We start from the raw sequence: 13,432 nt of genomic DNA, 5'->3' as shown, positions 1-13,432 counted from the left end.
AGCTTGGTTCGTTGCACCAACTTGGGGAGTCATCGATGGAATTGCGCGCGCTGCGGTACTTCGTCGAGGTGGTCCGTCAGCAGAGCTTCACGGCGGCCGCCGACCGGTTGTTCGTCACGCAGCCGACCATCAGCAAGATGGTGAAGGCGCTCGAGGACGAGATCGGCTCGCCGCTGTTGCTGCGCGACGGCCGGCAGATGGTGCTGACCGACGCGGGGCGGATCGTGTTCCAGCGCGGCCAGGACGTGCTCGCCGCGCAGGCGCAGCTGCAGTCGGAACTGAAGGATCTGGGCACGCTCGGGCGCGGCGAGCTGACGATCGGCATTCCGCCGCTCGGCGGGTCGCTGTTCACGCCGATCATCGCCGCGTACAAGCAGCGTTATCCGAACATCGAGCTGAAGCTGTTCGAGCAGGGCGCGCGGATGATCGAGGCCGCGCTGATGTCGGGCGAGCTCGAGCTCGGCGGGCTGCTGGAGCCGGTCGATCCGGCCACGTTCGAGCGACTGCCGATGGTGCGCGCGCCGCTGTGGCTGGTCGCGCCGCGCGAGTCGCGCTGGGAGGATCACACGGCCGTGCCGCTCGCCGATCTGGCGCGCGAGTCGTTCGTGTTCTACGCGGAAAGCCTCGCGCTGCACGACGCGGTGCTCGACGCGTGCCGGCAGGCCGGCTTCACGCCGTCGATCGTGAGCCGCAGCGGTCATTGGGATTTCATGGCCGCGCTGGTGCACGCGGGGGTCGGCATCGCGCTGTTGCCGGAGCCGTACTGCCGGCGGCTCGATGCGCGGCAGTTCACGTGCCGGCCGATCGTCGAGCCGGAGATCACCTGGGCGATCGCGCTCGGCTGGCTGAAGAAGGGTTACCTGTCGCACGCGGCGCGGGCGTGGCTCGACGTCGCGCGGGCGACGCTGCCGATCGCGTCGGGCGACGATCTGGCCTTCGGCGGGTTGCGGGCGAGGGAGTGAGGCGCGCGGCGCGGGCGGCGCAGCGATACGACGAACGGGCGGAGGCCGGCGCGGCCCGCCGCGCGTTCAATGCCCCATCGCCGGCCCCGCGCCTTTCCTCGGCTTCGTGATCCACACAAGCGCCGCGAGTGCGATGAACACGCCCGCCGACAGATGGAAGAAGTCGTTGGTCGCCATCATGAAGCCCTGCTGCGTGACGAGCTGGTTGAGCTGCGCGTTGGCCGTCTGCCCGACGATCCCGAGCTGCGCGAGCGCGCCCTGGTAGTCGGTCGTGCTCTGCGCGTAGATGCTCACCGATTCCGACAGCCGCGCGTGGTGATAGATCGCATCGTTCTCCCAGAACGTCGAGCTGGCCGCGGTGCCGATCGCGCCCGACAGCGTGCGCAGGAAGTTCGACAGCCCGGACGCGCTCGCGAGCCGCTCGTCGGAGATGCTCGACAGCGTGATCGTCGTCATCGGCACGAAGAAGCAGGCGACGCCGATCCCCTGCACGAGCCGCGGCAGGATCACGTGGTTGAACGGCACGTCGAGCGTGAACGTCGAATTCCAGACCGATACACCCGCGAACACGATGAACGCGAAGCTCGCGACCATCCGCAGGTCGAGCCGGTGCATGTTGCGCCCGATCAGCGGCGACAGCACCAGCGCGAGCAGCCCGACCGGCGCGGTCGCGAGGCCGGCCTTGCCGGCCGTGTAGCCCATCACCGTCTGCAGCCACAGCGGGAAGATCACGACCGAGCCGAAGAACGCCATGAAGCCGAACGAGATGATCAGCGCGCCGAGCGCGAAGTTGCGGTCCTTGAACAGCGACAGGTCGACCACCGGTTCCTTCTCGGTCGCCTCCCACACGAGCATGAACGCGAGCGACACGACCGCGATCAGCGCGAGCGCGACGATGAAGCTCGAGTTGAACCAGTCGCGGTCCTTGCCGAGGTCCAGCATCATCTGCAGGCACGATACGCCGATCACGAGCAGCGCGAGGCCGATCGCGTCGATCCGCTGCTTCGTCGTCTTCGTCTCGCGGCCGCGCAGCAGGAAGTATGCGCAGGCCGCCGAGAAGATCCCGATCGGCAGGTTGATGTAGAAGATCCACGGCCACGTGTAGTTGTCGCTGATCCAGCCGCCCAGCAACGGGCCGAAGATCGGCGCGACGATCACCGTCATCGCCCATAGCCCGAGCGCGAGCCCGCGCTTCGCGGGCGGATAGCTGCGCATCAGGATCGTCTGCGACAGCGGCACCATCGGCCCGGACACGAGGCCCTGCAGCAGCCGGAACGCGATCAGCGTCTCGAAGTTCTCCGCGAGGCCGCACAGCGCCGACGCGATCGTGAACGCGAGCACCGACAGCGTGAACAGGCGCACCTCGCCGACCCGCCGTGCGAGCCAGCCGGTCAGCGGCACCGCGATCGCGGACGCGACCGAATACGACGAGATCACCCACGTGCCTTCGCTCGTCGCGACGCCGAGGCTGCCCGAGATGGTCGGCACCGCGACGTTCGCGATCGACGTGTCGAGCACTTCCATGAAGGTGCCGAGCGCGAGCCCGACGGTGAGGAGCGCGAGCGCGCCGCCGGTGAGCGGCGCGGGTTGGGCGGCAGGTGGCGCGGCGGATGCCGTGGTGGCGGACATCGGAATCTCCTAGACGCGACGCGCGCAGCGCGCCGGCACAACACACGGGCGCACCCTATCGCGCGGCCCGGACGGGTGGAACGGGTGAGGGGAGAGATGGAGCACGTGCCTCGTCATCTTCTGCCCAGACAGAGAAATAAGCGAATGCTTAACCTAGACATCGGGCCTCCCGCGCTCAGCAATCCGGTTCGTCGGGCTTCGGGCAGCCGCCGTCGCCGGGCCCGTTGGCGATGAACCGCTGCAGCAGGCCGGTGAGCAGCGCGAGTTCGTCGGCCGAGAAACCGGCGAGCTGCGCGTTCAACGCGGTCGCGATCAGCGACGGCAGCGCGCGGGCCGCGTCGGCGCCGCGCTCGGTCAGCGTCAGCTCGATCACGCGGCGGTCCTGTTCGCTGCGCGAGCGCGCGACCAGGCCCTTGCGCTCGAGGCGGTCGAGCATCCGGGTCATCGAACCGCTGTCGTACGACATCTTGCGCGACAGCTCGAACGGCGTGCGCGCATAACCGCGCGACAGCAGCAGGATCACGCCGATCTGCTGCGCGGTGAGGTCGTACGGCTCGAGTGCGCGGTCCATTCGCTCGACGAGCGCCTGCCGGGCCTTGGTCAGGTAATAACCGAGGCTCGTTTCCAGTGCGATGGTGTCGGGATCGTAGAGGCCGCCGTTCATGCGAATTGCGCGCGCAGCAACAGTGCGTTTCAGGTCAAAACGCGCCCAGTATCTTGAAAAATGATTGCTTAGTCAATATTATTTCAGGCAACCAGTTACGACGTGCATGCCGCACTGCCGGAGACGATGTTCTGACCGCTCAGCCCGCGCTGCCGGGCACCCGAGGATGTTCGCAATGCTGTTCCTGAAAAATGCCGCCGGCGCGCTGCGCCGCAACCTGACCGATACCGCTCATCATGTGTTCTCCGGGCCGCACCGCGGCTGGAAGATCGCGCTGTACGTGACGATGCTGGTGGTGCCGGGCGGGTCGCTCGCGGCGCTCGGGTTTGCCTGGTTCGATCACCGCCGGCAGCGCAACGCGAAGGGCGCCGCCCGCCGCACGAGCCGGCCGGCGGCCACGGAGCCGTCGACATGGCGGTCCGCCGCCGATCCCGTCCCGGTGCCCGCGCGCTGTCACTGACACCGCCGGCTCCCGTCATCCCGACCGAATGCCGGCCGCACCCCGCGGCCCGGCTTCGTCTGCGCCGCATTCGTCGCCTGCCTCGAGCGCAAGCGATCCGTAATGACCGGTAAACCGGCCGGCCGCGCCGGTAACACATTCGTGCCGCCGCGCACCGTACCCTTAGGGCTGCGCGGCTTTCCCGCCGTCAGTTACCATTTGTCCGCCAGCGGCACGACGACCGCATCGCGCGACGCCGCTCGCCGGCCGCAGCATCCCGACAGGAAAACCACCATGCCGTACGCTCCCCTCCCGCGCGCCCTTCGCCCGCTGAGCGCCGCCGTCGCCGTCGCGACGGCCGTGCTGCTCGCCGGCTGCGCCGTCGGGCCCGACTATCACCGGCCCGACACGTCGATCCCCGCCGCCTTCAAGGAAGCGCCGGCCGGCTGGAAAGTCGCGCAGCCCGCCGACCGCGCCGACCGCGGTCCGTGGTGGAGCGTCTACAACGACCCGCAGCTCGACGCGCTGGTCGGCAAGCTCAACGCATCGAACCAGACCATCGCGCAATCGGCCGCCGCGTACCGGCAGGCCCGCGCGCTCGTCGCCGAAGCGCGTGCCGCGTACTTCCCGACCGTCGGGCTGACCGCCTCGGGCTCGCGCTCCCGGACGGGGCGTACGTCGTCTTCGTCGAGCTTCGGCAGCAGTTCGTCGATCAGCAACAGCTACAGCGTCGGCCTCGACGCGAGCTGGGAACCCGACCTGTGGGGCAAGGTGAGCCGCACCGTCAGCGCGCAGCGCGCCGGCGAAGCGGCCGCCGCGGCCGATCTCGCGAACGCGCGGCTCTCGCAGCAGGCGCTGCTCGCGCAGACCTACTTCCAGCTGCGCACGTCCGACGCGCTGCAGAAGCTGCTCGACGACACCGTGAAGTCGTACGGCGAATCGCTGAAGCTCACGCAGAACCAGTACGCGCAGGGCGTCGCCGCGCGCGCGGACGTGATCCAGGCGCAGACGCAGCTGCAGAGCGCGCAGGCCGCGTCGATCGACAACGGCGTCGCGCGCGCGCAGTACGAGCATGCGATCGCGACACTGATCGGCGAACCGGCATCGACGTTCTCGCTGGCGCCGAACCCGCTCGCGGCGGAGCCGCCGATCACGCCGGTCGACGTGCCGTCCGCGCTGCTCGAGCGCCGGCCCGACATCGCGGCGGCCGAGCGCCGCGCGGCGGCCGCGAACGAGCAGATCGGCGTCGCGATCGCCGCGTTCTTCCCGACGCTCACCCTGTCGGCCACCGGCGGCTTCCAGAGCTCGGTGTGGTCGCAACTGTTCACGCTGCCCGCGCGGTTCTGGACGGTCGGCCCGCAGCTCGCGGCGACGCTGTTCGACGCCGGCCTGCGCGCCGCGCAAACGGATGCCGCGCGCGCGACCTACGACCAGGACGTCGCCGCGTACCGCCTCGCGGTGCTCACGGCGTTCCAGGACGTCGAGGACAACCTCGCGTCGCAGCGCATCCTCGCTCAGGAAGTCGACGTGCAGCGGCAGGCCGTCGACAGCGCCCAGCACGCGCTCGCGATCGTCACGAACCAGTACAAGGCCGGCACGGTCGCCTACCTGAACGTGCTGACCGCGCAGACCACCGCGTTCACCGCGCAGCAGAAGCTCGCGACGATCGCAGGCCAGCGGATGGTGTCGTCGGTCGGGCTCGTGAAGGCGCTCGGCGGCGGCTGGGATGCGTCGGACATCGCACGCGAAACGGGCGACATGGCGGCGCCGGCGCCGGCATCCGGTGCGGCGGCGCCGGCCGCGACCGCACCGTCGGCCGCCGTGCCGCTCGCGCAGAAGTAAGACGGAAAGGAGAGGGTGGCGCGCGCGTCAGCGCGTCGCGTCGCCGAAGATCAGCGACACTTCGTTGTTGCCGATCGGATGGCCGAGCAGGTTCAGCAGCCCCGCGAGGTTCGCCTGCTGCTCGGGCGCCGCATGCGCGGTGCCGCGAAACGAACCCTGGCCGGGGCCGAAGCTGCCGTGTCCGTCGAGGAACAGCGGGCCCTGCGTCGTCGACAGGTCGAGATCGGCGCCCGAGCCCTTCGCCTGCAGCACTGCGCGATACGACCCGAGCGGCTTCACGCGCGACACGCGCGAACTCATCGAATCGATCGTCACCGTCAGCTGGCCGAACGCGCTGTTGCCGATCATCCGCCAGTCGGTCCAGCCGAGCCGCACGTCGCCCTGCAGGTCGAGCGTGTTGAACGGCGTGCCGAGCCCGGCAAGCAGCGACGCGGGCACGGCCATCGTGCCCGCCGACAGCACGGCGCCGCGCCACGTCGCGTCGAGCGTGACGGCGTCGGGCATCGCCTCGGTCTGCCGCATGCGCATCCGCACGCGCCCGCTCAGGAGCGGCCAGAAGCCCGTGGTCCATTCGACCCGCCCCGGCAGCAGCGTTGCCGCGCTCTGGTCCGCGCCCGGTGCGAGCATCAGCGTGCCCGACCCGTGCCACAGCGATCCGTCCGGATCGACGAGGTTCACGTGGCCGCCGCTCGCGCGCGCGAACTGCGGCGCGATCCACGCGGCCGGCGCGAGCGCGACGAGCGTCAGCGCCGTCGCGAACCCGCCTGCCACCACCCACGGCAATGCGGCGGCGAGCCGCCTGATCCCTGGCCTCATCGGCCGACCGTCGCTGGTTTCATCCACTGCGTCATTTCTGCGTCGAGGGTTGCATCACGGCCGTCAGGTCGACCTGGCCGTCTTCCTTCAGTCCGGTCACGTGCGCTTCGCCGACCTGCACCTTGAACTGCCGGCGCGCGTCGTCGAGCCACTGCGTCCACACCGGAAACGAGGCGTTCTTCATCTGGATCTGCACACCGTTGCCGACGACCTGCACCTGCGCGCCCTGCAGCCCGTGATCGGACAGCGACGCGGTGAGCGCGTCCTTCAGCGCAAGACCGGTCGGCGCGACGCCTTGCGCGGCGGCCGTCAACGACTTCGCCTCGTTGGCCTGCGCGGTCATCTGCGCGAGTTCCTGGCGCATCGTCGGGAGCTCGCGCCGGATCCGCGCGCGGCCTTCCTCCGCGGGCGACCACAGCACCGAATACGCGATCGCGACGGCCAGCACGGCGCCGCCCCAGCCGAGCAGCGTCCGCTCGCGCGGCGTGCGCTCGCCCCAGAACTGGGCCAGCGTCTGGGTCAGTTGTTCCGTCTTCATGAGCGGCTCCGGATCGTCCATTTGCCGGTGCTGCTGTCGACTTCGCCGGCCAGCCCGTTGCGCGCGAGACGCTGCGGGAAATCGGGGTCGACCTTGACCTCCGGCTTGAAGCCGACGTCGAGCCGCCGGTCGTGATAATCGAGCGACGCGATACCGTTCAGCGGCAGCGCGCCCATCGAACGCGACAGCCCGCTCGACAGCGCGAGGAAATCGTTCGGCGACAGCTCGCCCGCCGCGAGGCGCAGCTGGTCGAGCTGACGCTGCATCTGCGCGGGCGGATCGAGCACCGTCGTCGTCTTGGGGAAGGCAGACAGCAGCGTCTCGGTGATCTGCGCGGACAGCGCGTCGCGCTCGCGCGACAGCTTCCACCAGTGCAGGTTCATCCCGATCACCGCGACGCCGAGCGTGGCCGCGGCGAGTGCGATCGGCACGCGCAGGCGCTTCAGCGTCGCGCGGTCGAAGCGCCACGGCTGCGATTCGAATTCGAACTGGCACAGATCGAAGCGCTCGGTCAGCGCACGCCGCGCGAACGCATCGAACGGCAGCGGTTGCGCGCCCGGCAGCAGCGGGCCGTCGGCGCGTCCGACCGACGCGAGGCGCGGCTCCGCGCCCGGTTCGCCGAGTTCGTACAGTTCGACGTCGCCGCCGCCCGCGAGCGCGGCGAGCGTGCCGGCCGCGCGCGACGCAGGCGCCGCGAACCCTTCGCCGAGCGCGCCGCGCGCGACCGCGAACTCGAGACGCGGCGCACCGGCCGCGGCCGGCTGCGCGCCGGCTTCCACGAGCACCGGCTCGATCGCCGTCGTGAGGCCGAGCACCGCGGCGACCGCGGTCGGGCGCGCAGGCGGCTCGACCGCATCCGTGAGCGCGTCGGCTTGGGTGGCCTCACCGTCGGCATGCGCATCCGGTGCAGCTTCCGACGCCGGCGCGCGCGGCGCGGGCAGGCAGCGCGTCGCGGGCACCGCGCTCAGGTGCCGGTGGCCGGCCGCGGTGAACGCATCGCAGATCGCGCGGAACCACGCGCGGTCGACGACGGCCAGCACGCGACGGCCGTCGGGCAGCGCGACCGGATCGAGCGCGACATGGCAGCCGAGCGGATCCTGGATCAGCTGATCCTCGACGATGTTCGGCAGCGCCTGGCGCAGCTTCGGCCCCTTGAGCGGCGGCACGGTCGCGGCCAGCAGCAGCACGTCGCGCGCGGCGACGATCAGCACCGTCGCGTTCGCGCGCGGCAGCAGCGCGAGCGCGGCGCGGCCCGCGCGCTGCACCTGGCCGGCCTTGTCCACGAGCGTGAACGGCAGCTCGGGCCACTGCCATTCCTGCAACGGCACGGCCGGCTCGCGCGGCGGCAAAGAAACAATCAGCGTGCTCAAGAGCTCCTCTCCCGGATGGCGTCGTTATAGCTGGTCGCGGATGCGCACGACCCGCGTCGAGTGCGTGGTCGGATCACGATACACGAGCGAGGTGCGATCGACCTCCGCGCGATCGTGCTGAATCCGGCCATGCACGATGAAGTAACTGGAATTGACGTCGACGAGGCTCGAGTCGATCGTCACGTTCGGCGCGCCGGCACCGCGCAGCGCGAGCTGCACGTCGCCGACGTTGCGGAAAAACACGGTCTCGCGCCGCGCGACGAGCGCCTGCGCGGACGACACGCTCATCCCCGGCATCAGCGCCGCGATCACCTCGGCCGGCGCGGTGTTCATGTTCACCGGCGTCGTGGTCGGCAGCACGGTGACGAACGGGCGCAGCCGCGCGACCATTTCGGGCGTGACGCCGTCGACGTCGAGCAGGCTGTCGACGCCGGTCATCACGAGCGGCGCGGGCCCGCGGTCGCTGTCGGACATCCCCGGCTCGTCGGTGAAGTTGCCGGCCGTGTCGCCGCCGGGCACCGGCGCGGTCGCGGCCGTTCCGGCGCCGGGCAGCGTCGGCGTCTGGAAACGCGTCGCCGAGTGCATCAGGCCCGCGCGCATCTGCAGCGCGATGCGCTTCGCGAGCGCGCCGTCGTAGCCGAGGGTCGTCAACAGCCGCTGGAACGCCTTGAGCTGCATCGCGTTGAGCTGCAGCACGCCGGGCGCCGGCGACGACACGAGGTTGCGCAGGTTGTACTTGGCCTGCGCGTCCTCGATCGATCCGGAGATGTAGGTGTCTTCGCCGCCGTTGTCGTTCGGCGCGCCGATCCGGCCGAGGAAATCCGACAGCTTCGTCTTCGCGATCGGCACGGCCCAGATCCCGCCGAGATAGGTGATGCCGGGCGCCGTGTCGCCCTCGGAGCGCAGGATCATGCGCGTCCAGTCGAGCGCGCCGCGCGCGACCCACTGCGCCTGCGCGATCACGCGCTGGTTCTCGATGCGGCGAATCTGCACCTGCTGGCGCCACAGCATCCCCGACACGAGGATCGCCGACAGCGCGACGACGAGCAGCGCGGTGATGATCGCCGCGCCGCGCTCGCGGCGGCCGCGTGCGGCGCCACGCGCGGCGAACCGGGTACGGTGAGGGCGCGCACGCATCGTCATTCCCCGACGAGGAAGATGCGCGTGACGGGCACGCGCAGCGAGGTCGCGCCGATGCTGACCTGCAGCCCCGTCACCGCGCGCGCCGGCGGCGCGTTGCCGATCTGCGGCACCTTCAGCGCATCGTTGTTCTGCGCGAGCGCGTCGTTGGCCGTCTGCAGGTTGGTGGTCCAGCCGACGCGCGGCACGTACAGCTTCGCGTCGATCGCACCGACGCCGCCCATCAGCGCGACCCAGCTCCAGCCGTCAACGCTGCTGTCCTTCAGCACGTCGCGCAGGCGGTTCGCGTCGTCGAGCGGCGGCGATGCATAGCGCACGACGCGCCCGCCGGCGATCCGGTAGCGGACCACCTGCAGCCGCGGCGCGGCGCCCGGCACGTCGAGCTCGCGGACGATTTGCAGCGTGTTGCCGGCGACGCCGATCGCCGGCTGGCCGGCTTCGTCGTCGGTCGCGGCGAGCCGCGCGTCGATGCGCATCTGGTCGAACATCTGCGCGAACACGCGCTCGTCTTCCATCGCGGCCGCGACCTTGTCACGGCCGCGCATGATCTGGTCGAGCCCGCGCCACGACAGGATCGCGACCACCGCGAGGATCGCGATCGCGATCATCAGTTCGATCAGCGTGAAGCCGCGCACGCGGCGCGAGCCGGCGGCGCGCAGCGGCCGGCGCGGCATCGGCGCGTCAGAGCGGACGGCTGGTTTCATTCGCGACCACCGTCACCATTTGCGCGAGCACGCCGGCGCGCCCCGGCATGCTCACCGACATCTGCACGCGCCGGAACACTGGGTTCGGCGTCGTGCTCACGCGCTGCGTGCAGACCAGCTGCAGGTTGCCCTGCGAACAGTCGAAGCTCTGTTCGCCGACCTCCGGCCACGCATGCGTGAGGCGCAGTTGCGCGAGCGCGTTGTCGGCACTCCAGCCGGCGAGCAGCCGGCGGTGGAGATCGGATGCATTGGTCGCCATCGTGCCGACCGCGCGGATCGACGCGGCGAGCGCGACCGCGATGATCGCGAGCGCGACCAGCACCTCGATCATCGTGAAGCCGCGCGCCCCGACGAGGCCGGCCGCAGGCCGGTCTCCGGAGGAAGTACGCCTGGGGTGCCCCGAAGGGAGCCCCCTTGGGGGGCGGGAAGCGGCCGGAAAGGGCAGGCGACGACGCATCGTCATTGCACCTCGTAGCGGCCGTTGCCGGTGCCGACGATCGTCGCGCTGCCCACCGCCGAATGCAGCGTCACGCGCACCGGCGTGTCGATGCTTTCCGTGCCGAACACGACGCGGCTCGCGCGCGTGTCCGAACCGGGATAGTCGATATCGGCGCCCGTGACGCCGCCGTCCCAGTCGCGCGGGCGCAGCACGTCGTCGCGCAGCGTGTGCCAGCCGTCGGGCGAGCTCACGTCGAAGCGGAAACCGTGCGCGGTCGGCTGCCACGCGACCGGGCGCGCGCGCACCTGTGCTTCGTCGCCGGCCGTCTCGAACAGCAGCGCGATGCGCTGCGCTTCCTCGCGCAGGTCGGTGCGCGGATTGCGCGTCAGCGACAGCGACGCGAGCGACACCAGCAGGCCCGCGATCACGAGCACGACCAGCATCTCGAGCAGCGTGAAGCCGCGTGCGCGTGCCACGGTCACGGCCGCGCCGCGCCGCACGCGGCCGTCGCGGCGAGCGCGAGCGGAGCGCAAGGGCGTGCGAGGGGCGGGCATGGAGTGAAGAACGGGGAGAACGTCGGGACGGTCAGCGCAGGCTTACTGCCACGAACCGATGTCGGAGTCGTTGCTCTCGCCGCCTTCCTTGCCGTCGGCGCCGTAGCTGAACACGTCGATCTCGCCGTGCACGCCCGGGTTCAGGTACTTGTACCCGTTGCCCCACGGATCGTTCGGCAGGCGCTCGAGATAGCCGCCGTCCTTCCAGTTGTTCGGGATCGGATCGGTGGTCGGCTTCTGGATCAGCGCGTTCAGGCCCTGTTCCTGGGTCGGATAGCGGCCGTTGTCGAGCCGGTACAGCTTGAGCGCCTGCATGATCGTGCCGATGTCCTGCTTCGCGGCGATACGGCGCGCCTCGTCGGGACGGCTCATGATCTTCGGCACGATCAGTGCCGCCAGGATCCCGAGGATCGCGACCACCACCATGATCTCGATCAGCGTGAAACCGCGCTGACGGCGCACGGCCGCATTACGGCGAGTGATCCACGTTTGCATGACTGACTACCTCTTCCAAAAAATGTCGTCGATTAAGTGACGCACCCGGCGCATTCCGGACGTTTGCCTGACGGCCAGCTTCCGTTTCCCCCGGGCGCGGAGCACGCATTGTAAGGCGCGCACTGCCGAGGGCTTTCACCCAACGCAAATTTCATATACATCCGTACAATAGCGCGCATGAACGCGCTCTCGATCCGGATCCTCTCCCTAGCCCTCTTCGCGGGTTTGTGCGCGACGGCCACCTACTGGGTCGTCACGCTGTCGGCCCGCGAAGCGCCGCTGCCCGCCGCCGCCGCGCGGTTGCCGATCCGCACCGAGGACGCCGCCGCGCTCTTCGGCGGCCAGCTCGACAAGAATCCCGTGCAGGACATCCACCTGTTCGGCATTCTCGCGCTCGATCATGGCGGCGCCGCGATCGTCGGCATCGGCGGCGAGCCGCCGCGCGCCGTGTCGCTCGGCGCGGAGCTCGCGCCCGGCGCGAAGCTCGCCGAAGTGCGCAACCGCTCGATCATCGTCGACCGCAACGGCGCGCGCGCCGAAGTCCAGCTCCCCGCGAACACGCCGTCGCCCGCGATCTACATGCGTTGAACGGCGGTGGCCTGACCGGCGGTCAGGCCGTCACTGCACCATGTTGTTCAGCTCGATGATCGGCAGCATCACGGCCAGCACGATCACGAGCACGATCCCGCCCATCGCCAGGATCAAGAGCGGCTCGAGCAGGCTCGTCAGGAACATCGTGCGGCGTTCGAGCTCGCGTGCCTCACCTTCCGCCGCGCGATCCAGCATCGTCGTCACGTCGCCCGTCGCCTCGCCGGAGCGGATCAGGTGCACGAGCACCGGCGGAAACGTCTTCACGTTGTTCAGCGCGCGCGACAGCGCGGAGCCTTCGCGCACGCGCACGATCGCGTCGTCGATGTTCGCGCGCATCGCGCGGTTCGACAGCGTCTCGCCGGCCGCCTGCAGCGCGCGCAGGATCGGCACGCCGGCCGCGGTCAGGATGCCGAGCGTGCTCGCGAAGCGCACCGTGTTGTAGCCCCGCACGAGCTTGCCCGCGAGCGGCGCGGTCAGCACCCAGCGGTCGAACGCGAGCCTGGGCCCGTCGCGCGACAGCGTCGCCTTCACGACCCACACGACGAGCGCGGCCGCGATCAGGATCGCCCACCACCAGTGCCGCACGAAATCCGACAGCGCCATCATCACGACCGTGAGGATCGGCAACTGCTGCTTCGTGCTCGCGAACACGTTGACGACCTGCGGCACGACGTAGCTCAGCAGGAACGTGACGATGCCGAAAGCGATCAGCGTGACGATCCCCGGATACGTAAACGCGAGCAGGATCTTCTGCTTCAGCGCGTTGCTCTGTTCGATGTAGTCGGCCAGGCGCGACAGCACGATGCCGAGCTTGCCGGTGTGCTCGCCCGCCGCGACGAGCGCGCGATAGATTTCCGGGAAGTCGCGCGGATGCTGGCCCAGCGCATTCGCGAGCGAGTGGCCGCCGAGCACCTCCGCGCGGATCGAGGCCATCAGTTCGCGGATGTAGTCGCGCTCGGCCTGCTCGGTGAGCACGCCGAGCGCCTCGTCGAGCGGCAGCCCCGCGATCAGCAGGCTCGCGAGCTGGCGCGTGAGGATCGCCTGCTCGCGCTGCGACAGCTTGCGGCCGAACGCGAGGCGCTGCGAGCGCGCACCGCGGCTCGCGCTGGCGGCCGGCTCGACCACCAGCGGCGTGAGCCCCTGCGTGCGCAGCTGGCCGCGCGCGGCGCGCGCGCTGTCGGCATCGATCACGCCCTTCTGCGCGCGCCCGGCCGAATCGATTGCTTCGAAACGGAATGCCGACATCGCG

At 70.3% G+C, this 13,432-nt stretch carries 15 protein-coding genes; 4 read left to right on the top strand and 11 right to left on the bottom strand.

Translation table 11 applies throughout. From position 1 onward, the window contains the following. The first annotated feature begins 35 nt into the window (after positions 1 to 35). A complete protein-coding gene (locus DIE12_RS09595; RefSeq protein ID WP_044845196.1) occupies positions 36 to 962 on the top strand; it encodes a LysR family transcriptional regulator in 927 nt (308 codons plus the stop codon). 66 nt (positions 963 to 1,028) lie between these two features. Here the strand turns inward: DIE12_RS09595 and DIE12_RS09590 are convergent, their stop codons facing one another. Then, complete coding sequence (locus DIE12_RS09590; RefSeq protein WP_124486794.1) at positions 1,029 to 2,591, bottom strand: DHA2 family efflux MFS transporter permease subunit; 1,563 nt, start codon at positions 2,589 to 2,591, stop codon at positions 1,029 to 1,031. A gap of 175 nt (positions 2,592 to 2,766) precedes the next feature. Continuing rightward, entirely contained in the window at positions 2,767 to 3,255 is a 489-nt protein-coding gene (locus tag DIE12_RS09585; RefSeq protein WP_124520432.1) for a MarR family winged helix-turn-helix transcriptional regulator, read from the bottom strand. 175 nt (positions 3,256 to 3,430) lie between these two features. Between DIE12_RS09585 and DIE12_RS09580 the strand changes: the two genes are divergently transcribed. Both DIE12_RS09580 and DIE12_RS09575 read left to right on the top strand, forming a co-directional pair. After that, positions 3,431 to 3,715: a multidrug ABC transporter ATPase gene (locus DIE12_RS09580; RefSeq protein ID WP_082088525.1), complete on the top strand. Its 285-nt coding sequence runs from the start codon at positions 3,431 to 3,433 to the stop codon at positions 3,713 to 3,715. Between the two features lie 273 nt (positions 3,716 to 3,988). Further along, positions 3,989 to 5,536 (top strand): efflux transporter outer membrane subunit, encoded by a 1,548-nt coding sequence (locus tag DIE12_RS09575; protein ID WP_124520433.1) that lies wholly within the window; start codon positions 3,989 to 3,991, stop codon positions 5,534 to 5,536. A 27-nt stretch (positions 5,537 to 5,563) separates the two neighbouring features. Here the strand turns inward: DIE12_RS09575 and DIE12_RS09570 are convergent, their stop codons facing one another. From DIE12_RS09570 to gspG, 8 genes are read right to left on the bottom strand one after another with little or no spacing between them, the layout of a single operon-like run. After that, positions 5,564 to 6,352, bottom strand: coding sequence for a type II secretion system protein N (locus DIE12_RS09570; protein ID WP_124520509.1), 789 nt, complete (start codon positions 6,350 to 6,352; stop codon positions 5,564 to 5,566). Positions 6,353 to 6,383: 31 nt separating this feature from the next. Then, on the bottom strand, positions 6,384 to 6,890 hold the full coding sequence (gspM, locus tag DIE12_RS09565; RefSeq protein ID WP_124486798.1) for a type II secretion system protein GspM: 507 nt from the start codon (positions 6,888 to 6,890) through the stop codon (positions 6,384 to 6,386). Next, positions 6,887 to 8,260: a type II secretion system protein GspL gene (gene gspL / locus DIE12_RS09560; protein ID WP_124520434.1), complete on the bottom strand. Its 1,374-nt coding sequence runs from the start codon at positions 8,258 to 8,260 to the stop codon at positions 6,887 to 6,889. Before gspL ends, gspM begins: the two co-directional genes overlap by 4 nt. Before the next feature lie 24 nt (positions 8,261 to 8,284). Beyond that, positions 8,285 to 9,397 carry a type II secretion system minor pseudopilin GspK gene (gene gspK / locus DIE12_RS09555; RefSeq protein ID WP_124520435.1) on the bottom strand — a complete coding sequence of 371 codons (1,113 nt, stop codon included), beginning with the start codon at positions 9,395 to 9,397 and terminating at the stop codon, positions 8,285 to 8,287. Positions 9,398 to 9,399: 2 nt separating this feature from the next. After that, positions 9,400 to 10,104, bottom strand: a complete 705-nt coding sequence (locus DIE12_RS09550) for a type II secretion system protein J (protein ID WP_124486801.1) — start codon at positions 10,102 to 10,104, stop codon at positions 9,400 to 9,402. Continuing rightward, on the bottom strand, positions 10,082 to 10,561 hold the full coding sequence (gspI, locus tag DIE12_RS09545; protein ID WP_409333448.1) for a type II secretion system minor pseudopilin GspI: 480 nt from the start codon (positions 10,559 to 10,561) through the stop codon (positions 10,082 to 10,084). Before gspI ends, DIE12_RS09550 begins: the two co-directional genes overlap by 23 nt. Before the next feature lie 2 nt (positions 10,562 to 10,563). Beyond that, complete coding sequence (locus tag DIE12_RS09540; protein WP_124520436.1) at positions 10,564 to 11,097, bottom strand: GspH/FimT family pseudopilin; 534 nt, start codon at positions 11,095 to 11,097, stop codon at positions 10,564 to 10,566. A gap of 42 nt (positions 11,098 to 11,139) precedes the next feature. Further along, on the bottom strand, positions 11,140 to 11,592 hold the full coding sequence (gene gspG / locus DIE12_RS09535) for a type II secretion system major pseudopilin GspG (protein ID WP_027783126.1): 453 nt from the start codon (positions 11,590 to 11,592) through the stop codon (positions 11,140 to 11,142). Positions 11,593 to 11,769: 177 nt separating this feature from the next. Here gspG and DIE12_RS09530 point away from each other — a divergent pair, with 177 nt between their 5' ends. Continuing rightward, entirely contained in the window at positions 11,770 to 12,180 is a 411-nt protein-coding gene (locus DIE12_RS09530; protein WP_044845208.1) for a hypothetical protein, read from the top strand. A gap of 30 nt (positions 12,181 to 12,210) precedes the next feature. Here the strand turns inward: DIE12_RS09530 and gspF are convergent, their stop codons facing one another. Next, the gene (gene gspF, locus DIE12_RS09525; protein WP_124486803.1) at positions 12,211 to 13,428 is read right to left on the bottom strand and encodes a type II secretion system inner membrane protein GspF; all 1,218 of its coding nucleotides are present in this window, start codon (positions 13,426 to 13,428) and stop codon (positions 12,211 to 12,213) included. Positions 13,429 to 13,432 lie beyond the last annotated feature (4 nt).

Origin of the sequence: Burkholderia sp. Bp9015, assembly GCF_003853505.1 — a bacterium.
Classification (GTDB): Bacteria; Pseudomonadota; Gammaproteobacteria; order Burkholderiales; family Burkholderiaceae; genus Burkholderia.
This window is presented reverse-complemented; position numbering and strand designations above follow the sequence as displayed.